This window comes from Serratia sp. C2(1) (genome assembly GCF_036352655.1).
Lineage (GTDB): Bacteria > Pseudomonadota > Gammaproteobacteria > Enterobacterales > Enterobacteriaceae > Serratia > Serratia inhibens.
In genome coordinates, this window is the sequence record NZ_JAZFBA010000003.1 from 123,232 (window position 1) to 144,292 (window position 21,061).

General features: G+C 58.8%; 19 protein-coding genes and 1 riboswitch. Of the genes, 6 read left to right on the forward strand and 13 right to left on the reverse strand.

Translation table 11 applies throughout. From position 1 onward, the window contains the following. Positions 1–26: 26 nt before the first annotated feature. From parE to nudF, 5 genes are all read right to left on the reverse strand, one after another. Positions 27–1,922 (reverse strand): DNA topoisomerase IV subunit B, encoded by a 1,896-nt coding sequence (gene parE / locus V2S86_RS18620; protein ID WP_330763653.1) that lies wholly within the window; start codon positions 1,920–1,922, stop codon positions 27–29. Positions 1,923–1,997: 75 nt separating this feature from the next. Beyond that, positions 1,998–2,579 carry an esterase YqiA gene (gene yqiA / locus V2S86_RS18625; RefSeq protein ID WP_330763654.1) on the reverse strand — a complete coding sequence of 194 codons (582 nt, stop codon included), beginning with the start codon at positions 2,577–2,579 and terminating at the stop codon, positions 1,998–2,000. Next, positions 2,579–3,406 carry a 3',5'-cyclic-AMP phosphodiesterase gene (gene cpdA, locus V2S86_RS18630; protein ID WP_330763655.1) on the reverse strand — a complete coding sequence of 276 codons (828 nt, stop codon included), beginning with the start codon at positions 3,404–3,406 and terminating at the stop codon, positions 2,579–2,581. Before cpdA ends, yqiA begins: the two co-directional genes overlap by 1 nt. 27 nt (positions 3,407–3,433) lie before the next feature. Beyond that, positions 3,434–3,859 (reverse strand): DUF1249 family protein, encoded by a 426-nt coding sequence (locus tag V2S86_RS18635; RefSeq protein ID WP_311994719.1) that lies wholly within the window; start codon positions 3,857–3,859, stop codon positions 3,434–3,436. Further along, positions 3,856–4,491 (reverse strand): ADP-ribose diphosphatase, encoded by a 636-nt coding sequence (nudF, locus tag V2S86_RS18640; protein ID WP_330763656.1) that lies wholly within the window; start codon positions 4,489–4,491, stop codon positions 3,856–3,858. Before nudF ends, V2S86_RS18635 begins: the two co-directional genes overlap by 4 nt. 285 nt (positions 4,492–4,776) lie before the next feature. On the opposite strand from nudF, the gene tolC reads away from it, so the two are divergent. Beyond that, positions 4,777–6,294, forward strand: coding sequence for an outer membrane channel protein TolC (gene tolC, locus V2S86_RS18645; protein WP_330763657.1), 1,518 nt, complete (start codon positions 4,777–4,779; stop codon positions 6,292–6,294). Positions 6,295–6,444: 150 nt separating this feature from the next. After that, positions 6,445–8,394, forward strand: a complete 1,950-nt coding sequence (gene dhaR / locus V2S86_RS18650; RefSeq protein ID WP_330763658.1) for a dihydroxyacetone kinase operon transcriptional regulator DhaR — start codon at positions 6,445–6,447, stop codon at positions 8,392–8,394. Positions 8,395–8,403: 9 nt separating this feature from the next. Here the strand turns inward: dhaR and dhaM are convergent, their stop codons facing one another. Genes dhaM through V2S86_RS18670 form a run of 4 tightly spaced genes read right to left on the reverse strand, consistent with a single transcriptional unit; the run spans position 8,404 to position 12,717 of the window. Next, complete coding sequence (gene dhaM / locus V2S86_RS18655; RefSeq protein WP_330763659.1) at positions 8,404–9,834, reverse strand: dihydroxyacetone kinase phosphoryl donor subunit DhaM; 1,431 nt, start codon at positions 9,832–9,834, stop codon at positions 8,404–8,406. Positions 9,835–9,845: 11 nt separating this feature from the next. After that, positions 9,846–10,478 (reverse strand): dihydroxyacetone kinase subunit DhaL, encoded by a 633-nt coding sequence (gene dhaL / locus V2S86_RS18660; protein ID WP_330763660.1) that lies wholly within the window; start codon positions 10,476–10,478, stop codon positions 9,846–9,848. A 9-nt stretch (positions 10,479–10,487) separates the two neighbouring features. Continuing rightward, entirely contained in the window at positions 10,488–11,558 is a 1,071-nt protein-coding gene (dhaK, locus tag V2S86_RS18665) for a dihydroxyacetone kinase subunit DhaK (RefSeq protein WP_330763661.1), read from the reverse strand. 52 nt (positions 11,559–11,610) lie between these two features. After that, positions 11,611–12,717 carry a glycerol dehydrogenase gene (locus V2S86_RS18670; RefSeq protein WP_330763662.1) on the reverse strand — a complete coding sequence of 369 codons (1,107 nt, stop codon included), beginning with the start codon at positions 12,715–12,717 and terminating at the stop codon, positions 11,611–11,613. A gap of 353 nt (positions 12,718–13,070) precedes the next feature. Between V2S86_RS18670 and V2S86_RS18675 the strand changes: the two genes are divergently transcribed. Both V2S86_RS18675 and V2S86_RS18680 read left to right on the forward strand, forming a co-directional pair. After that, positions 13,071–13,736 (forward strand): DUF1190 family protein, encoded by a 666-nt coding sequence (locus V2S86_RS18675; protein WP_330763663.1) that lies wholly within the window; start codon positions 13,071–13,073, stop codon positions 13,734–13,736. A gap of 3 nt (positions 13,737–13,739) precedes the next feature. Further along, positions 13,740–14,900, forward strand: coding sequence for a glutathionylspermidine synthase family protein (locus V2S86_RS18680; protein ID WP_330763664.1), 1,161 nt, complete (start codon positions 13,740–13,742; stop codon positions 14,898–14,900). Between the two features lie 57 nt (positions 14,901–14,957). Here the strand turns inward: V2S86_RS18680 and ygiD are convergent, their stop codons facing one another. Then, a complete protein-coding gene (ygiD, locus tag V2S86_RS18685) occupies positions 14,958–15,740 on the reverse strand; it encodes a 4,5-DOPA dioxygenase extradiol (RefSeq protein WP_330763665.1) in 783 nt (260 codons plus the stop codon). Between the two features lie 208 nt (positions 15,741–15,948). Between ygiD and zupT the strand changes: the two genes are divergently transcribed. Continuing rightward, positions 15,949–16,716, forward strand: coding sequence for a zinc transporter ZupT (gene zupT, locus V2S86_RS18690; RefSeq protein ID WP_119805059.1), 768 nt, complete (start codon positions 15,949–15,951; stop codon positions 16,714–16,716). A 58-nt stretch (positions 16,717–16,774) separates the two neighbouring features. On the opposite strand, the gene ribB is transcribed toward zupT, so the two are convergent. Then, entirely contained in the window at positions 16,775–17,428 is a 654-nt protein-coding gene (gene ribB / locus V2S86_RS18695; protein WP_330763666.1) for a 3,4-dihydroxy-2-butanone-4-phosphate synthase, read from the reverse strand. Between the two features lie 112 nt (positions 17,429–17,540). Next, positions 17,541–17,702, reverse strand: a riboswitch (FMN riboswitch). Positions 17,703–17,847: 145 nt separating this feature from the next. Here ribB and ubiK point away from each other — a divergent pair. Beyond that, positions 17,848–18,126: a ubiquinone biosynthesis accessory factor UbiK gene (ubiK, locus tag V2S86_RS18700; RefSeq protein WP_330763667.1), complete on the forward strand. Its 279-nt coding sequence runs from the start codon at positions 17,848–17,850 to the stop codon at positions 18,124–18,126. A gap of 32 nt (positions 18,127–18,158) precedes the next feature. Here the strand turns inward: ubiK and yjeH are convergent, their stop codons facing one another. Together yjeH and hldE are read right to left on the reverse strand one after the other, a co-directional pair. Beyond that, positions 18,159–19,409, reverse strand: coding sequence for an L-methionine/branched-chain amino acid transporter (gene yjeH / locus V2S86_RS18705; protein WP_330763668.1), 1,251 nt, complete (start codon positions 19,407–19,409; stop codon positions 18,159–18,161). A 150-nt stretch (positions 19,410–19,559) separates the two neighbouring features. Next, entirely contained in the window at positions 19,560–20,990 is a 1,431-nt protein-coding gene (hldE, locus tag V2S86_RS18710; protein ID WP_330763669.1) for a bifunctional D-glycero-beta-D-manno-heptose-7-phosphate kinase/D-glycero-beta-D-manno-heptose 1-phosphate adenylyltransferase HldE, read from the reverse strand. Positions 20,991–21,061 lie beyond the last annotated feature (71 nt).

Genomic DNA, 21,061 nt, shown 5'->3' on the forward strand with positions numbered 1-21,061 from the left:
AGCCGGGCCTGACATAGAGATCAGAATCAGACGGAAAGTTCGGCCATGTCGCCTTTGTCCTGCAGCCAGTTACGGCGGTCTTCAGAACGTTTCTTGGCCAGCAGCATATCCATCATCGCCAGCGTCTGAGCCACATCGTCATCGCTCACCGTCAGTTGCACCAGACGACGGGTGTTCGGATCCAGAGTGGTTTCACGCAGTTGCAGCGGGTTCATCTCGCCCAGCCCTTTAAAGCGCTGAACGTTCGGTTTGCCCTTTTTGCGCTTCAACTGTTCCAGCACGCCGGCTTTCTCTTCTTCATCCAGCGCGTAGAACACCTCTTTGCCGAGGTCGATGCGATACAGCGGCGGCATCGCCACGTACACGTGGCCGCCCTTCACCAGCGAACTGAAGTGACGCACGAACAACGCGCACAACAGCGTGGCGATGTGCAAGCCGTCGGAGTCCGCATCCGCCAGGATACAGATTTTTCCGTAACGCAGTTGGCTGAGGTCTTCGCTGTCCGGATCGATGCCGATCGCCACGGAAATGTCATGCACCTCCTGCGAGGCCAGCACTTCGTCCGAAGACACTTCCCAGGTATTCAGGATCTTGCCCTTCAGCGGCATGATGGCCTGATACTCGCGATCGCGAGCCTGCTTGGCTGAACCGCCCGCCGAGTCCCCTTCCACCAGGAACAGTTCGGTCATGTTCAGATCCTGCGACGTACAGTCAGCCAGTTTACCCGGCAGAGCCGGGCCGCTGGTCAGCTTCTTGCGCACCACTTTCTTGGCGGCGCGCAGACGGCGCTGGGCGCTGGAAATCGCCAGCTCGGCCAGCTGTTCCGCCGCCTGTATGTTTTGGTTCAACCACAGGCTGAAGGCGTCTTTCACCACGCCGGAAACGAAGGCCGCGCACTGGCGCGACGACAGACGTTCTTTGGTCTGCCCGGCGAACTGAGGATCCTGCATCTTCACCGACAACACGTAAGCACAGCGGTCCCAGATGTCTTCGGCGGACAGCTTCACGCCACGCGGCAGAATATTGCGGAACTCGCAGAACTCGCGCATCGCGTCCAGCAGCCCCTGACGCAGGCCGTTAACGTGGGTGCCGCCCTGCATGGTCGGGATCAGGTTAACGTAGCTTTCGGTCAGCAACTCGCCACCCTCCGGCAGCCACAACAGCGCCCAATCCACCGCTTCGGTATCGCCGGCGAAGTTGCCGACAAACGGCGCTTCCGGCAGGGTGATCAGGCCGTTGACCGCTTCCATCAGGTAATCGGTCAGGCCGTCCTGATAGCACCAGCGTTGCTCGGTGTTGTTCAGCTTGTCGATAAAGTAAATTTCAACGCCGGGGCACAGCACCGCTTTGGCTTTCAGCAAATGGCTCAGGCGCGAAACCGAAAAGCGCGGGCTGTCGAAGAACTTCTCGTCAGGCCAGAAGTGGATGCTGGTACCGGTATTGCGTTTACCGCAGCTGCCGGTTATCGCCAGTTCTTGCACCTTGTCGCCGTTTTCGAAGGCGATGCTGTAGACATTGCCGTCACGCTTGACGCTGACTTCCACCCGCGTAGACAGGGCATTAACCACCGAAATCCCCACGCCGTGCAGGCCGCCGGAGAACTGATAGTTTTTATTGGAGAATTTACCGCCCGCGTGCAAACGGCACATGATCAATTCAACCGCCGGGACGCCTTCTTCAGGGTGGATATCCACCGGCATGCCGCGGCCGTCGTCGATCACTTCCAGTGACTGATCGGCGTGCAGAATCACATCGATGCGCTTGGCGTGGCCGGCCAGGGCTTCATCGACGCTGTTATCGATCACCTCTTGGCCGAGGTGATTTGGGCGCGTCGTGTCGGTATACATGCCGGGACGACGGCGCACTGGTTCTAGACCGCTGAGTACTTCAATGGCATCAGCGTTATAGCTGGATTGAGTCATCGTTGAGTTTTTTCGTGGTTAAAGGAAGGTGCCTATACCCGTCGTCTTTCAAGCCGCAGGGTATAACTCGCTTATTCACACAGCGTTTAGCCCTAAAAAATCCACAATCTGGGGGAAGTAGTGCTCGAAACCGACGAAGGCGTGGTTTCCACCCGACTCCACCGTTTGCCGGCACGCAGTGTAATAGGCCACCGCCTGCCCATAATCGAGAATTTCATCGCCCGTTTGTTGCAGCAACCAGATTAAATCCGGTGACTCCAAGGGATCGATCTGCATCGTTTTCAGATCGTAAACGTGACGTGACTCTAACACATATTGTTGACCGGTGTAGGGGTTCTCGTTTTTGCCAAGGTAGTCAATCAGCAGCTCAAACGGCTTCACAGCGGGGTTAACCACTACCGCCGGCAGTGAAAAACACTGTGAAAGCCAGGTGGCGTAGTATCCGCCCAGCGAGGAACCCACGATGCCCAGAGTCTGCCCGGCGCGTTCCATCACCATGTTTTCAAGCATCTCGGCGGCATCGGCCGGAAAAACCGGCAATTGCGGCACCAGCATCTCGATGTCCGGGTGATTGTCAGCCAGCCACGCCTTGAACGAGGTTGCCTTGGCCGAGAGCGGCGAACTGTTAAAACCGTGCAAATAAAGTAGCGTCGACATCAGTACCCTTCCGAATCCATGTCGGGGCGAAAATCATCGTTTTCCAAGCGGAAAACCTGGGTCTCGACGCGGCCGTCCGGCAGCAGATCGAGATAGCGCCAGCCGGGCGAAACGTCGTCGATGGTAAAATTGGTACAGTGCGGCTTGAATTGCACGCAGGTGGAAGGCGACGCCAGCAACCGGCGGCCCTGCCATTCCAGATCCAGATCCTGGTGAATGTGCCCGCACACCACGGTGTTCACGTTCGGGTAGCGCAGCAGCACCGCGCCCAGCGTGTGCGGGTTGCGCAAGCTGTGTTGATCGAGCCAGGTACAACCGGAAGGCAACGGGTGATGATGCAGCAGCAGTAACGTATAACGCTCGGGATAGGCCTGCAGACAGCGCTCCATCCACTCAAGCTGATACTCGCTCAGTTCGCCGTGCGGCACGCCAAACACCTGGCTATCCAGCAGCAACACCTGCCAGTTCTCGCCCAGCAGCACCTGCTTTGACGGAGCAATACCTGCGGCGGCCAGCGCATCGACCATTGCCGGTTGAAAATCATGGTTGCCCGGCAGCCAGACGCAAGGCGCAGGCAGCCGCGCAATACCTTCGGCAAAGTGCCGGTAAGCAGCCAGAGAATGATCCTGCGCCAGGTCGCCGGTGGCGACGACCAGATCAAAACCGCGCTGCTGCGCCAGGATGGCGTCCAGCACCGCGTGGTAGCTGCGATAGGTATTGATGCCGAGCAAGGTCTCGTTTTCGCCGGCAAAAAGGTGGGTATCTGTTATTTGCAGAATCCTGACCCTGGCCCCACTTGCCACGGTCAGTTTAAACAGGCTTTCCAAATGGTGTCCTTTGTTATTTCAGTCTGTTTAACAAACCGGAACCGCCATCGCTCCATGCGCCAAACAGTAGCGCAACCAATCAGCAAGAAACTGGTTAATTTGATGCTTTTCGTCGCGTTGATGCAACTTTTTATTGGGATAATCATAACGCGCTTTAAAACGGTAGATCTGCTGACTGGAACACACTTCCGCAACCATCGCGTCGTGATACAGCCGCACCGTCATGGCAGGCAGGCTCCAATAACTGACCGCCGGCACGGTCTGCTCGATCTGCACCAACGAGGTGTAACGCGTGGATTCAACAATAGTCAGACGATAACTGGCGCCGTTCACCTGATAAGTCACCGTTTCGCCCACTTCATCGTTGCGCGGCAGCAAGCGACGCAATTGCGCGAAGTTGGTTTCACACAATCTCATCATTTCCGGGAAATCAGGGGTATAGCGCTGTTTCATTGGTTGGCCCACTCTTTTCTTAACGATTCATGGTGCAACGCCAGCCACTGCAATGCAATCACAGATGCAGCGTTATCAATCGCGCCTTCTTCAACCCAACGGTAAGCCTGTTCGCGGCTAACCACGTGGACACGAATATCTTCATGCTCTTCTTCCAGCCCATGGATGCCTTCGGCAGTAGTGGCGTCCACTTCGCCCACCATGATTGACAGCCGCTCGCTGGTACCGCCGGGGCTTGCCAGGTAGCTCAACACCGGTTTGCAGCGCCCGACTTCGACGCCGGCTTCTTCCTGCGCTTCACGGCGGCACACGTCTTCGACGCTCTCGCCGGTTTCGATCATACCCGCCACCATTTCCAGTAGCCAGGGGGAACTACTGGTATCGACCGCGGCGATCCGCAGTTGTTCAATCAACACCACCTCGTCCCGCACCGGGTCATAGGGCAGCAGCACCGCCGCGTGGCCGCGTTCGAAAATCTCGCGTTTTATCTCTGGGCTCATGTCGCCGTTGAATAAGCGATGGCGGAACCGATAGAGATTGAGTGAAAAAAAACCACGGTAAAGCGTCTCACGTGCAATAATTTCTACATCATTTTTATCGAGAGTAACGGGCGACGGCTGTGAGCGGTTCATAAACGAATTCTCCTGCGTGAGTATGCCGATAAAATAAACAGTTTTGATGACAGAAACGGCGGGGTAATCTTCCGCAGCTTTATGCTAGATTGAGAGCCATGATATCAGGTGTCACGTGCTCGACCAGTTGAACCAAAGTACACACGGCAGTCTGAAAGGCAAAAGATACGCGAGATGGCACATTCAGCCACCTTATGCGAACAACAGACTCTGCTAGAATCGGCAACTATTTCGTCTATCGTCAGCGCTAACCATAGCAATATTGCTGCACAACAAGGAATGCAAATGAAGAAACTGCTCCCCCTTCTTATCGGACTGAGCCTGGGCGGCTTCAGTGCAATGAGCCAGGCAGAGAACCTGCTGCAGGTTTACAAACAGGCCAGGGAAAGTAATCCGGATCTGCGCAAGACTGCCGCTGACCGTGACGCCGCATTCGAAAAAATCAACGAAGCGCGCAGCCCGCTGCTGCCGCAGTTGGGTTTGACCGCCGGCTACGATTACACCAACGGTTATCGTGACAGCAATGGTGTTAACAGCAACGTCACCAGCGGCTCGCTGGCGCTGACCCAAACCATTTTCGACATGTCGAAATGGCGTGCGCTGACGCTGCAGGAAAAAACCGCCGGTATCTCCGACGTGACCTTCCAGACCTCGTCGCAACAGCTGATCCTCGACACCGCTACCGCCTATTTCAACGTGCTGAGCGCCATCGATTCGCTGTCCTATACTCAGGCGCAAAAACAGGCGGTTTACCGCACCCTGGATCAAACCACCCAACGTTTTAACGTGGGTCTGGTGGCGATCACCGACGTGCAGAACGCCCGTTCCAACTACGACACCGTGCTGGCGTCCGAAGTGACCGCCCGCAACACGCTGGATAACGCGCTGGAAAAACTGCGCCAGGTGACCGGCACCTTCTACCCGGAACTGGCCTCGTTGAATACCGATCGTTTCAGCACCCAGCGTCCGGAAGCGGTGAATAACCTGCTGAAAGAAGCCGAAGCGCGCAACCTGAGCCTGCTTTCCGCCCGTCTGAGCCAGGATCTGGCGCGTGAGCAGATCCGCTCTGCGCAGACCGGCTATATGCCTACGGTTGACGTAAGCGCATCCACCGGCATCAGCAATACCAAATACAACGGTTCAGCTACCAGCGGCCCGGTAAATTCATCACGTTACAGCGATTCCGATGCAGGTCAGAATAAAGTTGGCATCAGCTTCAATCTTCCGCTGTACAGCGGCGGCCAGACCAATTCGCAGGTGCAGCAGGCGCAGTACAAGTTCGTCGGCGCCAGTGAGCAACTTGAAAGCGCGCACCGCAGCGTAGTGCAGACCGTGCGTTCGTCATTCAACAACGTGAACGCTTCGATCAGCAGCATCAACGCCTACAAGCAGGCCGTGGTCTCTGCCCAGAGTTCATTGGATGCGATGGAAGCCGGTTACCAGGTGGGTACCCGCACTATCGTTGACGTGTTGGATGCCACCACCACGCTGTATAACGCCAAGCAGCAGCTCTCGAGCGCACGTTATACCTATCTGATCAACCAGTTGAACATCAAGTCCGCACTCGGTACGCTGAATGAAAATGACCTGCTGTTACTGAACGGCGCGTTGGGCAAACCGATTTCTACCTCGCAGGATGTGGTAGCGCCGCCGACCACCGCACAGGACGCATACGCGGACGGTTATAACGACAATGCACCTGCGCCGCAAACGGCGGCACCGGTCGCTACCCGCGCATCTGCGCCGGCGGTCACCCCCACCCAGCCGGCACGCAGCAACAGCGGTAACCCATTCCGCAACTGATTCGCGCACGTCTGAACGCGGGGCCCGGCATCTGTCGCGCCCCGTTTTTTTTGCCTCAACGCCGGTTCTGCCCGCCGCCTCACAGCCAGCCCCCCGCCCTGCAGTGGTATCATCAGCGCCATTGCCTTATCTCAGTCCGGATGGGATCCCATGGAGAACACCTCAAGCTGGCAACGGTTGATGGCCGATGGCACATTGCCGCTTGCACAGCGCCCTGCGCCGGCAATCTATGCTTCCTGGTTGCGCTGCCGCAGCCTGATGCAGCCCGCCGTGTGGAAAGCGCCGCACCTTGCGCTCGGCGCCACCTTCAACTCTATCTGCCAGCGTAAAAACGATCTGCTGACGCTTGGCCAGGCGTCGCTGGAAGATGCCTGCGAATATATGGAACCGCGCCGCTGCCTGCTGATGATCCTCGACGAAAGCGGCTGCATGCTGTGGCTGTGCGGTGACGCCCTGACGCGTGAACGCCTGCAGCAATTGGGGTTTACCCCCGGCGCCTATTGGGCCGAAGGTGACATTGGCACCAACGCGCCTTCGCTGGCGGCGGCAGAAGGCCACCCGATGCAGGTAAGCGGCAGCGAGCACGTGCGGCAGGCGCTGCACGACTGGTCATTCTGCGCCACGCCGGTTTATGACAACAGCGGCCGCCAACGCGGCTCGATTGCGCTGGGTTGCCTGCTGGCGGACTGCGCCGCCGGCGATCTGTCACTGACGCTGGCGATCGCACGCGAGATAGGCAATTCGCTGAACGCCGACGGCCTGTTGGCGGAATCCAACCGTCACCTGAATCAGCTTTACGGTTTGCTTGACGGGGTGGATGACGGGGTGATGGCCTGGGATCATCGCGGCTACCTGCAATACATCAACCAGCGGGCCGCCACCCTGCTGAAGCTGGACGAACAGCAGAGCCAGGGCAAACCCTTGACGCAGTTGCTGACGCTGCCCGCCCTGCTCAACCGGGCCATCGCCCAGCGCCAGCCGCTGCAACACGTTGAAGTCACTTTCGAAAGCCAGCGGCAGTTTATCGCCGCGCTGCTGACCCTAAAACCGATCTTCGACGGCGAGCGCTGCAGCTTTATCGCCCTGCTGCACCCGATTGAACGGCTGCACCAGTACGTCAGCAGCCAGCTGGGCCGCGTCAGCCACAGCTTTGAACAAATGCCTTCCGCCTCCCTGGAGATGCGCAGGTTGATCCGCTACGGCCAGCAGGCGGCGAAGGGCCAGCACCCGATCCTGCTGTGCGGCGAAGAAGGGGTCGGCAAGGAGCGGCTCAGCCAGGCAATCCACAACGCCAGCGAACGCGCCGCCGGGCCGTATATCGCGCTTAACTGCCAGTTGATGCCGGAAGCGCAGGGGCTGCGTGAACTGCTGGGCAGCGACGCCAGCGAGGAGGAAGCGGGCCAGCTCAGCAAGTTTGAACTGGCCAACGGCGGCACGCTGTACCTGGAGCAAATTGAGTATCTGCCGGCGGAAATGCAGTCTGCGCTGCTGCAGGTGCTGAAAACCGGCGTGGTAATGCGGCTGAATTCCAACCGGGTGATCCCGGTCGATGTGCGGGTGATCGCCGGCAGCGCCGCCAATCTGCCGCTGTTGGTGCAGCAGAACCGCTTCCGCCGTCAGCTGTTTTACAGCCTGCAGGCATTCGAGATCCAGATCCCGGCGCTGCGCCAGCGGCTGAGCGACATTCCGCTATTGGTAAAGCACCACCTGCGTACGCTGGAACAGCATTTCCAGTGCCGATTCCGGGTCGATGACGATGTCATGGCCCAGTTGGGGCTGTATCTGTGGCCCGGCAACGATCTGGAGCTGAAAGGCGTGGTCGAGCGTACGGCGATGATTTGCCACGGCCACCATCTCCAGTTGGCGGACTTGCCTGCGCATTTGCTCAGCCACCAGCCGTTGCTGGAAAGTGAACCGCAGCCGGGTACGCCACTGCTGACGCTGGCGGAAATGGAACGCCAGGCGATCATTCGCGCTGCCAACGTCAGCCGCGGGCAGCTCAATGAAATGGCGCAGCTGTTGGGCATCGGCCGCACCACGCTGTGGCGGAAAATCAAACAATATCAGATTGATATCCGCCAATTTAAGCTGCGTGCCTGATAGCTTAGCTCAATGACTGAGCTGCAATACTCCACGCGCCGCGTCCAGCATCGCTTTCTGGCCGCTACGGGTTTTGCTCAGGCAATCGTTCATGCCGACCACCATCGGGATGCCCATCGCTTTCGCCAGGATCGCGCTGTGCGACAGCGCATTGCCGCCGCTCAGACAGATGCCGAGCACCAGGCGACGATCGAGCATCACCACGTCGGAAGGCATCAGTTCATCCATCACCAAAATCGAGGGCGCAGTCAGCGTAATCGGCAGCAACGGCTGCTGTTGCAGATGGCTCAGAGTGCGGCGCAGCATGTCCCGCACGTCCAGTTCGCGCGCCCGCATGTACTCATCGTCCAGCGCGCGATAATCCTCGATGATCGCCTCCATTTCCTGCCGCCAGGCCTGCTCGGCGCTGCATTGTTGTTGAGCAATGCGCGTATAGGCCGCCTGTTGCAGATCCGGATCGTCCAACAGCATGCTGTGCGCGCCGAAAATCGCCGCCTGCGGTTTGCCGATCAATGTGCCGGTACGCTCCGCCAATCGGTTGAGATCGCTCAGGGTATGCTGCAACGCCTCACGCAGCCGCTGCTGTTCGGTCAACACGTCGTCCGCGCCAATCGGGCGCTCGCTCACCGTCGGCCAGAAGCTGAGCGCTTGCAACACCGGGCCGCTGGTCACGCTTTCCGCCACCGGGATGCCGTGCAGCGAAGGCAGTTGCTGTTCCGAAACCGTTTCGCCAAAGTGCTGTTCCGCCAGCGCCCTGAACGCCGCCAGCGCCTGCTCAGCCTGCGGGCCGTCGGCAATCAACCGAACGGTGTCGCCGTGCCGTACCTGCAGCAACGCCAGTTGATTGAGGCTGCGCGGATTGGCGCATTGCCCCTGTTTTTCCAACACCAGTTCGGCCTCAAAGGGCGCCAGCGTTTCCGCCAGCCGCGCCGCCGGTCGGGCATGTAACCCATGCGGGTTCTGCACCGTCCAACTGACGCTTTTTCCCTGCGTCAACGGCAATTCAACGCTTTTTGCCGCCGGCGCGGCTTCACCCAGTTGCGCCTGCTTGGCCAGCAGCGCGCCCTGCGCTTCTGCCAGCACCTGTTCCAGCCCGGCACCGGAATTGGCGGCGACCACCGCGGCCAGCGTCCCCTCAACCAGCGGTGCCGAACACAGCCGCACTTTGGCGGCCAACTGCGGATCCAGCAGCTCGATCGCGGTTTCTGCGCTCAGCAACGCACTGCCCAAATCCATCAGCACTACAATGCCCGCGCCGTCCGCCACCGACTCAATGGCCTCCATGACCTTGATCGCATCGGTGCCTATAGGATGCTCGGCATCATCGACGCCCGCCGCCAGCACCAGTTTGCAGCCGTCGCCGCGCATCATCTGCAACGCCAGCTCTTCGACCCCGCGCGCCAGCTGCGCGCTGTGGGAAACTACAACGATATTGATCATCTCGCCTCCTGCTAGTGGCCGGCGACCTCGGCCAGCGTTTTTATCATCAGCATCACCGAGGTGGCGCCCGGATCCTGATGGCCGATGCTGCGCTCGCCCAGGTAGCTGGCCCGCCCTTTACGCGCCTGCAGGGTGATGGTGCCCTCTACCGCCTGTTCCGCCCGTTCACTGGCGCGCTGCAGGGCCTCCGCCACGCTCGACTGCTGTTGCGCCGACTGGCCGAGACTTTCCACCACCGGCCACCAGACGTCGCACATGGTTTTATCGCCCGGCTCCGCCTTGCCGCGCATCACCACGCCCTCGACGCCCTCTTGCATCATCTGATGGAGCTCCGCCAGATCCAGGCTTTGCTTGGCATTGGCCGCCTGTGCCGCGCGGATAAAGAAAGTGCCGAACAGCGGGCCGCTGGCGCCGCCAACGCTCGACAGCAGCGTCATGCCCGTATTTTTAAGAATAAAACCGATGTCTTTATCCGCCACCGACGGCAGCTTTTCCACCACCTTGTTGAAGCCGCGGTTCATGTTCAGGCCATGGTCGGCATCGCCAATTTCGGTATCCAGCCGGGTCAAAAAATCACGCTGCTGAGTAAACACCTCGCCGCAGCGCATCAGCCAGTCCACGACCTGTTGTTTCGTTAATGCCATAGATCCTCCTCAGCAACCCCAACGTAGCGCGGGCGTTTTCACCGGCGCATCCCACAATGCCAACAGCTCGTCATCCACCTTCAGCAAGGTAATCGATACTCCCTGCATGTCCAGCGAGGTGCAATAGGCGCCCACCAGGCTGCGTTCAACGATCATGCCCGCCTCGGCGCAACGTTCCGCCAACCGGTGATAAACGCCGTACAGCTCGGAAAGCGGCGTCGCACCCAGGTTATTCACCAGCGCAATCACCCGGTCGCCGCGCGTCAGCGGCTGCTTGGTCTGCACTTCATCGCGCCATTCACCCTGCCGGCGATCCCAGGCACGAATGGTGCGCTGGTAATGCCCATGTTCGATCAGGGTATGGAACATGTCATCCACCGCCGCATTGAGACCGGTGAACGGACGCCGCGCAATGCCCGGCTCGCCGTGAATACCGACGCCGAACTCCATCTCGTTTTCCGCCAGCACAAACGAGGGTTTGCCGGCTGCGGGCACGGTACAGGCGCCCAGCGCGATGCCAATCGAATGCCCTTGATTGTTGATCCTGTGGCCCAGCGTCACCACGGTGTCCAGATCGTCGCCGCGCGCCGTCGCGGCACCGAGCAATTTCTCCATCAATACGGTATTCGCTACCCCACGCCGGCCGGCGGTGAACAGGCTGTCTTTGACCGCCACGTCATCGTCCACCAGCACCGTCGCCACCTGGGTGCCGCTGTCGTGCAGCAGTTCGGTGGCGGTTTCGAAATTCAGCACGTCGCCGGTGTAGTTTTTGATCAGCAACAACACCCCGGCACCGCCGTCGATAGCCTGGCCGCACTCGTACATTTTATCCGGCGTCGGCGAGGTAAAAATCTCCCCCGGACAGGCACCGTCGAGCATGCCTTCGCCGACAAAGCCGCAGTGCATGGGTTCGTGGCCGCTGCCGCCGCCGGACAGGATAGCCACCTTGCCCGCTACCGGCGCGTCGGCGCGGGTCACGAACACCGGCTCCTGGTGCACCAACAGTTCTGGGTGCGCTTCCGCCAGCCCCAGCAGTTGCTCTTCCAGTACCGACTCAACCTTATTGATCAGTTTTTTCACGGTCATTTCCTCGTTTAGCCAATGGGACGCAGCCTGCTGCGCCCCTGCGGTATCAGCATTGATGCTGTTGCAGCCAGGCGCTGCCCAGCCGGTCTGCCGTCAAGATTGCGGCCTGTACGCCGGCCGGCGTCACCTTGAAAGGCATGTTGTGGATGGTTTCGCCGGCGGCGCAGCTGGCTTCGGCAACCGCCATGATTTTCTCTGCCGCATCGCCGCTAATGCCCATCTCGGCCAGCGTGACGGGCAGGCCGATGCGGTGGCAGAAATCCAGCACCGTGTCGATCTGCGCCATGCTGCTGTTTTGCAGCACCAGTTGCGATAGCGTGCCGAAAGCCACTTTCTCGCCGTGGTACAGGTGATGGCACTCTTCCAGCACGGTGAAACCGTTGTGAATAGCGTGCGCCGCCGCCAGCCCGCTGCTTTCAAAACCCATGCCGCTCAAATAGGTATTGGCCTCGATAATGCGTTCGACCGCTTCCGTCACTACGCCAGCCTCGACAGCCAGTTTGGCTTTGACGCCTTCTGCCAGCAGCGTTTCATAGCACAGCCGCGCCAGGCTAAGCGCCGCCAGCGTCGATTTGCCGCCCGCCATGCTGGTTGCCTGGGCGTCGAAACAAGCCTGCGCCTCGAAATAAGTGGAAAGCGCATCGCCCATTCCCGCCACCAAGAGGCGCACCGGTGCCTTGGCGATAATCGCGCTGTCCATCACCACCATATCGGGGTTGCGCGGGTAGATCAGGTACTCGGCAAACTCGCCCTGTTCGGTGTAGATCACCGACAGCGCGCTGGTCGGCGCATCGGTGGAGGCAATGGTGGGGATTAACACCACCGGCAATTGCTGGTAATGCGCGATGGCTTTGGCGGTATCGAGGGTTTTGCCGCCGCCGACGCCAATCACGCCGCGACAGCCATGAGCCTTCAGTTCGCGCCCCAACCGGTCGATTTCCTTATGGCAGCATTCGCCGTTGAACAGGCAGGCGTGATATTTCACCCCGTGCTGTTGCAGGCTGCCCATCAGCGTATCGCCTGCCAGCTTCATGACGAAGTCGTCGGCAATCACGAAATAATGGTCGGCAAGCGCTTTAGCGTATTGACCCACGGCGACCAGTGCATTGGCGCCCTGAATGTACTTGCCTGGGGACTGGATGATTCTCAACATAACCGGTTCCTTGTAGGGAAATTGGCGATGGTAACGTTCAGATATCAGGTGATGATGCGTCCGGTCTTGTGCCGTCGCGTTGTTATGCACTGACTATAGGGCGAACGGAGAGCTTTGCGCCATCCCGCGTTTTTGTTCCATTATGAAACGAAACAATCTTTCTGCCGTTTCATAATGGAACTCTGCCGCTACTTTTTTAGCCGGTAAAGCGAGCTGGCGCACAGCCTAACGTATAACTGCGTAAAGAGTGGATTCCACGGGCGTTTCAGCTTTAATTTTGACCATCTTTCCCCTATTCTTACCGCCACTACTGGGAAAGGGCGACAACAGCCCGACTGATGGGATTAATAACGATGAAACGGACAAAAAACATCAACCAAGAGACGTTCCGCAAATCCTGGCGCAGCTACCGCGTTGCGCCCGTAGCCTTGGCAATCAGCGGCGTATTTATGCTGGCCGGCTGTGAAAAAGCGGATGAAACGGTCTCGATGTATCAAAATGCCGACGAGTGTTCGCGCACTAACCCTTCCATGAGCGAGCAGTGCACCACCGCCTATAACAACGCCCTGAAAGAAGCCGAAAAAACCGCGCCTAAATACGCCACCCGCGAAGACTGCGTCGCCGAATTCGGTGAAGCGCAGTGTACTCAGACCCCCGCTCCGGCGCAGGCCGGCATGGCGGCAGAATCGCAAAGCAGCGGCAGTTTCTGGATGCCGCTGATGGCAGGCTACATGATGGGCCGCATGATGGGCGGCTCCGGCTTTGCCCAACAGCCGCTGTTCACCTCCAAAAATGCCGCCAGCCCGGCCAACGGCAAGTTCGTTGACGCCACCGGCAAGAGTTATGGCCCGGCCACCGCCGGCGGCCGCACCATGACGGTACCGAAAACCGCGATGGCGCCAAAACCGGCGGTAACCAACACCGTTACCCGCGGCGGCTTTGGCGAATCCGTGGCCAAGCAGACCAGCATGCAGCGCAGCAGCGCGACCTCCGGCAGCTCACGCAGCATGGGCGGTTAAGACATGAAACGCGTTGCGATTACCGAGCGCCCGGACTGGCGCGAAAAAGCGACCGAGTTCGGCTTCAAATTCCACACCATGTACGGCGAGCCGTACTGGTGTGAGGATGCCTATTACCAGTTTACGCTGGCGCAAATTGAAGAGATCGAAAGCGCCACCGCCGAACTGCATCAGATGTGTCTGCAGGTGGTGGAAAAAGTGGTCGGCAGCGATGCGCTGATGGCCAAATTCCAGATCCCGAAACACACCTGGGATTTCGTGCGCAGCTCATGGCGCACCAGCCAACCTTCGCTGTATTCGCGTCTCGATCTGGCCTACGACGGCGTCAATCCGCCCAAGTTGCTGGAGAATAATGCCGATACGCCAACCTCGCTGTATGAAGCGGCCTTCTTCCAATGGCTGTGGCTGGAAGACCAGATCAACGCCGGTAACCTCAGCCCGGAGTCCGATCAGTACAACAGCCTGCAGGAAAAACTGATTGAACGTTTTGCCGATCTGAAAGCGCACCACGGCTTCGGTCTGCTGCATCTGGCCTGCTGCCAGGACAGCGAAGAAGATCGCGGTACGGTGCAATACTTGCAGGACTGCGCGCTGGAAGCCGGCGTGCCGACCGAGTTCCTGTTTATGGAAGAGATTGGTCTCGGCGAGAAAGGCCAGTTTACCGATCTGCAAGACCAGGTTATCGGTAATCTGTTCAAGCTCTATCCGTGGGAGTTTATGCTGCGCGAGATGTTTTCCACCAAGCTGGAAGATGCCGGCGTGCGCTGGCTGGAGCCGGCCTGGAAAAGCATTATCTCCAACAAGGCGCTGCTGCCGATGCTGTGGGAAATGTTCCCGGATCACCCGAACCTGCTGCCTGCCTACTTCGCGCAGGACGAGCATCCGCAGCTCGATCACTACGTTACCAAGCCGCTGTTCTCACGCGAAGGCGCCAATATCCAGATCGTGCAGAACGGTCAGGAAGTGGCACGCGTTGACGGCCCGTACGGCGAAGAAGGCATGATTGTGCAACAGTTCCACCCGTTGCCGCAGTTCGAGGGCAGCTATACGCTGATCGGTAGTTGGTTGGTGGACGATCAGCCCTGCGGTATCGGCCTGCGTGAAGATCGCGAGTTGATCACTCAGGATCTGTCGCGCTTCTACCCGCACATCATCCTCGGCTGACGAACACTCGACAGATACCTGAAATGCAAACGCCAGTCTGAGACTGGCGTTTTTTATTTAACCGACCTGTACCGACAGCATGCTCAAAGCCCCCATCTCGATGCCGTCCACAGGCACGGATATCGCTTCTTCACCATCCCAACTGCCCAGCACATACAGCAGCGGCAAATAGTGTTCCGGCGTCGGGTTCGACAACGCCGCCCCCGGATGTTGCATGAAATCCACCAGAGGATGGTTATCTCCCCGATAATTCAGATTATCGCGTACGTACTTGTCAAAGGCCTCCGCCCACGGATACGGGGTGGCGTCACCTTGCCATTTCACCATCCGCAGGTTATGCACCACGTTGCCGCTGGCGACAATCATCACCCCCTGCTCACGCAGCGCCGCCAGTTTGCGGCCCAGCTGGTAATGGTATTCAGCCGGTTTGGTGCCGTCGATACTGAGTTGTACGATAGGGATATCCGCGTCGGGATACATCTTGATCAAGACTCCCCAGGTGCCGTGGTCCAGCCCCCATTCGCTGATATCCGCCGTGACCTCAATCGGCGCAAGCAACTGCTGCAACTGCGCCGCCAGTTCAGGAGAGCCCGGCGCCGGGTACTGAGTATCAAACAGCGCCTGTGGGAAACCGCCAAAATCATGGATGGTTTTCGGCTTTTCCATCGCGGTAACCGCGGTGCCACGGGTGTACCAGTGCGCAGAAACGGCGACGATAGCTTTCGGACGCGGTAGCGTTTTACCCAACGTACGCCATGCCTGGGTGTAGCGATTTTCTTCCAGCGCGTTCATCGGGCTACCGTGGCCGAGGAAAAGAGCAGGCATACGAGAGGTGTTCATACATAATCCTTGGTTAGTCATCATAGGTTCTGTTAAGCAGATTACGCCGTTTGCCATGGCAATACAGCCGGATAACCATGATGATCATCTTCAATAAATTTGAATGGTTTGAACAATCGAAGTCATCCGTCAAACCCGCTCGATTTCAGCTGTGACTCTGTTAGTATCAGAAAATAAACAACAATTATCGGCATATAAGGAGGCTATTCTGTCAGTACCCCTGATCCTGACCCTGCTGGCCGGCGGAGCCACCTTTGTCGGCGCCCTGTTCGGCATCATCGGCCAAAAACCGTCTAACCGGATGCTGGCCTTTGCCCTCGGCTTTGCCGCAGGGATTATGCTGCTGATTTCACTGATGGAAATGCTGCCTGCGGCGTTGCACACCCAGGGTATGTCGCCAATGCTGGGCTACGGCATGTTCATGCTCGGCCTTTTGGGGTATTTTGCGCTGGACCGCCTGCTGCCACATCAGCACCCACAGGATTTGCAGCAAAAGCCGCTCACTCCCTATAACCTGAAACGCACCGCAATGCTGCTGACGCTCGGCATCAGCCTGCACAATTTCCCGGAAGGCGTCGCGACCTTCGTCACCGCCAGCGCCGATCTGGAATTGGGGATGGGCGTCGCGCTGGCAGTCGCCATCCACAATATTCCTGAAGGATTGGCGGTTGCCGGGCCGGTGTATGCCGCAACCGGCTCAAAAACCAAAGCGCTGCTGTGGTCGGGCATTTCCGGCATGGCGGAAATTCTCGGCGGCGTGCTGGCGTTCCTGCTGCTCGGCCCGATGATCTCGCCGGTAGTGATGGCGTCGATTATGGCCGCGGTGGCCGGTATCATGGTGGCCCTGTCGGTGGATGAATTGATGCCGCTGGCCAAAGAGATCGACCCGCACAACAACCCCAGCTACGGTGTGCTGTGCGGGATGGCGGTCATGGGGTTCAGCCTGACGCTGTTGCAAAGCGGCGGCATCGGTTAAGTATTTTCAGCCACAAAAAAAGCCGCATTCGCGGCTTTTTTCATATTCGGCGTCGCTATCAACTGGCCTTCTGCTCGTGGGCCTGGCGATAAGCCACCAGATCCTCGATGGTCACCACAGTCATACCATGCTGGCTGGCGAAAGCGATCACTTCCGGGGCATGCGCCATGCTGCCATCGTCGTTGGTCAGTTCACACAGCACGCCGGCAGGTTTGAAACCGGCCATTGCCACCAGGTCGATGGTCGCTTCGGTGTGACCACGGCGGCTTAGCACCCCGCCCGGCTGCGCACGCAGAGGGAACACGTGGCCAGGGCGGTTCAGATCGCTCGGCTTGGCGTTCTCGGCAACCGCCGCACGAATGGTGGTCAGGCGGTCGGAAGCGGAAACGCCGGTCGTCACACCCTGCGCCGCTTCGATAGTCACGGTGAAGGCAGTCTGGAACTGGCTGGAGTTGTTGGTCACCATCATCGGCAGCTCAAGCTGCTGACGGCGGTCTTCGGTGATGCACAGGCACACAATACCGCTGCCGTGACGAATGGTCAGCGCCATTTGCTCAACGGTCATGGTTTCTGCGGCGAAGATCATATCACCTTCGTTTTCACGATTTTCATCATCAAGCACCATCACACCGCGCCCGTTGCGCAATGCTTCAAGAGCGCGTTCAACGCGTTCTACCGGCGTGCCGAAATCTGAAAGTAGCGTCTGATTCATGGTAAAAAACCTCATTAGAAAATTATGGATTACCAGAACCAGGGCGATCTTGAGGAGTAGCTACAACAATAGCTAAAAAAATAACGCAAGCGGGCGCAAGCCCGGCAGATACCGTTACTCTCTCCCATCCGGACTATAACCGTCGGCCCCGGAATTACACCGGATCTGCTGACCTCTAACCAGGCTACAAGAGACTGGCTGAGCGCTCGCGGGCTTTCACCGTAGAAGGTGATTTACCGCCGGTGGGGACTTGCACCCCGCCCTGAGAATAAGCATTCTGACTATAACGCTAATGATTAATCAGGGCAATTGGCAAAAGCACAATTCGGCCCCCTGCGGAGAATGCGGTTATTGGTTTATCCGGCGGGCAACTCGCATTACACTAGGCAACAGCTATTAAACTCTGAAAGGGATACGCCATGATTGACCCGAAAAAAATTGAACAGATCGCACGCCAGGTTCATGAGTCCATGCCTAAAGGCGTTCGTGAATTCGGGGAAGACGTCGAGAAGAAAATCCGTCAGGTACTGCAGTCGCAGCTCACTCGCCTGGATTTGGTCAACCGCGAAGAGTTCGACGTGCAAACCCAGGTGCTGCTGCGCACCCGTGAAAAACTGGCGTTACTGGAACAGCGTATGAGCGAGTTGGAAAGCAAGCTGAACGCAGCGCCGGCAGCGCAACGGCCAGACGCAGAATAAGGCTTCACCCAGGGCGCGATACCGCGCCCTTATCAGGGTGCGATCGCCGCCCGCGGCCCGCGCGGCAGCACCAGCCAAATCAGCGCGAACATCCCCAGCGCATACAGGCTTTTCCAGCCGATAATCACCATTAGCAACAGGCACAGCACCAAACCTGTCGCCGCCATCAGCCGTGAACGCCCGTGCAAAATTCGGCACCCCGCCAGCATGCACAGCAGATAAATCAGCACAAAAATGCCATTGGCATACACCAACAGCGTATCCAGCGGCAGCTTCAGCGTATAAATCAGCAAGGTGAACAACAGACAGCACCCCACGACCGCGCTCAATGCATTGACCGGTGCTTGCCCGGCAGACAGCTTGGCCAACGCGCTGGACGGCCGCTCCTGCGCCTGCGACCACACCAGCCTGGCAAAGCTCTGCGTATAGATATTCACGCTGGCGAAACAGGCCAGATAACCAATGATGCAGGCGACCCACAGCGCATGCTGGCCAAACAGTTGCACCACGATGCCGGGCAGCGACGCGGCGGCAGCCTGATGCTCGCCGTAAGCGTGGAAATGCAGCACCGCCACGGTACAGCCCCAGTAGACAGCCCCGGCAACCAACATGCCAAGCAGCAGCGCACGCGGGAAATCGCGCTCGGGGTTACGGAATTCCGTCGCCAAATGCGCGAACGCCTCCAGGCCGACAAAACACCAGAACATCACCGCCAGCGCATGGAACAGATTGGGGGGAGAAATTTCGTCTATCGCAGGCCAGGGGATTTGGGCAAGCGAGATATCGCCTCGCCACCAGATAGCGGCCACCAGCGCCACCACCAGAATGGCGATCAACGTTTGAATATTGGCGCTGGAGCCCGCGCTGCGCGTCCCCAGCAGCCAAATCGCCACCAGCGTGGCGATCTGTACCAGCAGCAGGCCGTTGGCGCTCCAACCGAGCGTGGCCTGCCAGAACCCGGCGGCAATTTGCAAGGCAGCCGGCAGACCGACCGGGATCACCGACAGAAACAACCAGCCGGTGACCTTCGCCATGCGCGGGCCAAAGGCCATACCGACAAAGTGCGCGGCACCACCGGCACTGGGGAAGTGGCGGCCCAAAGCCGCAAAGGCGATGGCGATAGGAAAGACCAGCGCAATCAGCACCGGCCAGGCCCACAGGCTATCGCCCTGCGCCACCTGTGCCGCCAGTGCCGGAACGGCAAACACCCCGGTGCCCAGCAACGACGTGGACAATAACCCGACGCCCTGCGCCAACCCCAGTTCCTGCTTCAGTCCACTCACTGACCACCGCCATTTTATCCGTCATACTTCAAGCTGCATCCACGTTGGCTGCTCTTACTCGCCCGAATCACTTACTCATGTAAGCTCATCGGGACTCACTCGATTGCCGCCTTTATGCAACTCGAATTATTTAGGCTAAAAAAGAAGATGTTAACCACGCCCGTCTTTGATTGCCTTGATGATGTTGGTCGTCGACAGGCCGTCTTCAAAGTTCAGTACCTTGACATCGCCGCCGTTGGCCCACACCTCGGCACTGCCGGCGATCTCTTCAGGTTTGTAGTCACCGCCTTTCACCAGCAGATCCGGCAGGATGTCGGCGATCAAGCGCTGCGGCGTGTCTTCTTCAAACGGCACGACCCAGTCCACCGCTTCCAGCGCGCCGAGCACGATCATGCGGTTTTCCAGCGCGTTGACCGGGCGGGTTTCACCTTTCAGACGTTTGGTGGACGCATCGCTGTTCACCGCCACGATCAGGCGATCGCCCAATTTGCGGGCATTAGCCAGATAAGAAACATGGCCGGCATGCAGAATGTCGAAGATGCCGTTGGTCATCACCACTTTCTCACCGCGCTGGCGAGCCTGGGCCACGGCAGTTTTCAACTGGGCTTCGGTCATCACGCCAAAGCCGGTTTCGGCACGGCCGCGCACTGCGTTTTCCAGTTCGATTGGCGACACGGTCGAGGTCCCCAGTTTGCCCACCACCACGCCGGCGGCGGCATTGGCCAGGAAACAGGATTCTTCCAACGTATTACCGGCAGCCAGAGCCGCAGCCAGTACACCAATCACGGTATCGCCGGCACCGGTCACGTCAAACACTTCCTGCGCCAACGTTGGCAGATGCAACGGCGCAATGCCCGGTTGCAGCAGCGTCATGCCATGCTCGGAACGGGTGACCAGCAGCGCGGAAAGCTCAAAATCCGCCACCAGCTTCATGCCGCGTTCAACCAATTCTGCTTCGTCTTTGCAGTGGCCTACCACCGCCTCAAACTCGGACAGGTTTGGCGTCAGCAGCGTCGCACCGCGATAGCGCTCAAAATCGGAGCCTTTTGGATCGATGAGCACCGGCACCTTGGCGGCACGCGCCAATTGGATCATGCTCTGCACCTGGCTCAATGCACCTTTGGCGTAGTCAGACAGCACCAGCGCGCCAATATGCGGCAGCGCCTGCTGGATGCGTTCCAGCATCGGCTGCGGATCGACGTTGGAAAAACCTTCTTCGAAATCGAGACGGATCAGTTGCTGGTTACGCGACAGCACGCGCAGCTTGGTAATGGTCGGGTGCGTCGGCACCGAGACAAAATCGCAGCGCACGTTCACTTCGTTCAGCTTGGCGCTCAGCGCACGCGCCGCGTCATCGATGCCGGTCAGGCCCACCAGACGCGAGTTGGCGCCCAGCGAAGCAATGTTCATCGCCACGTTAGCCGCACCGCCCGGACGCTCTTCGGTGGTATCAACCTTGACCACCGGCACCGGCGCTTCCGGTGAAATGCGGCTGGTCGGGCCATACCAATAGCGATCCAACATGACGTCACCCACCACCAATACCCCGGCGCGGCGAAAATCAGGCAGCGTAACTTTCATCCGATAACTCCAAAAAAGTCCAAAATTTTAGTGGCGCAGATATTACCACAGACGTCCGTAATACCTGCAAA

Excerpts from the sequence above, each read along its gene's own strand:
- V2S86_RS18635 (WP_311994719.1), bottom strand. The coding sequence starts at position 3,859 with ATGAAACAGCGCTATACCCCTGATTTCCCGGAAATGATGAGATTGTGT.
- V2S86_RS18670 (WP_330763662.1), bottom strand. The coding sequence starts at position 12,717 with ATGTTGAGAATCATCCAGTCCCCAGGCAAGTACATTCAGGGCGCCAAT.
- dhaR (WP_330763658.1), top strand. The coding sequence starts at position 6,445 with ATGGAGAACACCTCAAGCTGGCAACGGTTGATGGCCGATGGCACATTG.
- dhaM (WP_330763659.1), bottom strand. The coding sequence starts at position 9,834 with ATGATCAATATCGTTGTAGTTTCCCACAGCGCGCAGCTGGCGCGCGGG.
- V2S86_RS18675 (WP_330763663.1), top strand. The coding sequence starts at position 13,071 with ATGAAACGGACAAAAAACATCAACCAAGAGACGTTCCGCAAATCCTGG.
- dhaL (WP_330763660.1), bottom strand. The coding sequence starts at position 10,478 with ATGGCATTAACGAAACAACAGGTCGTGGACTGGCTGATGCGCTGCGGC.
- nudF (WP_330763656.1), bottom strand. The coding sequence starts at position 4,491 with ATGAACCGCTCACAGCCGTCGCCCGTTACTCTCGATAAAAATGATGTA.
- hldE (WP_330763669.1), bottom strand. The coding sequence starts at position 20,990 with ATGAAAGTTACGCTGCCTGATTTTCGCCGCGCCGGGGTATTGGTGGTG.
- tolC (WP_330763657.1), top strand. The coding sequence starts at position 4,777 with ATGAAGAAACTGCTCCCCCTTCTTATCGGACTGAGCCTGGGCGGCTTC.
- yqiA (WP_330763654.1), bottom strand. The coding sequence starts at position 2,579 with ATGTCGACGCTACTTTATTTGCACGGTTTTAACAGTTCGCCGCTCTCG.
- V2S86_RS18680 (WP_330763664.1), top strand. The coding sequence starts at position 13,740 with ATGAAACGCGTTGCGATTACCGAGCGCCCGGACTGGCGCGAAAAAGCG.
- ubiK (WP_330763667.1), top strand. The coding sequence starts at position 17,848 with ATGATTGACCCGAAAAAAATTGAACAGATCGCACGCCAGGTTCATGAG.
- parE (WP_330763653.1), bottom strand. The coding sequence starts at position 1,922 with ATGACTCAATCCAGCTATAACGCTGATGCCATTGAAGTACTCAGCGGT.
- ygiD (WP_330763665.1), bottom strand. The coding sequence starts at position 15,740 with ATGAACACCTCTCGTATGCCTGCTCTTTTCCTCGGCCACGGTAGCCCG.
- ribB (WP_330763666.1), bottom strand. The coding sequence starts at position 17,428 with ATGAATCAGACGCTACTTTCAGATTTCGGCACGCCGGTAGAACGCGTT.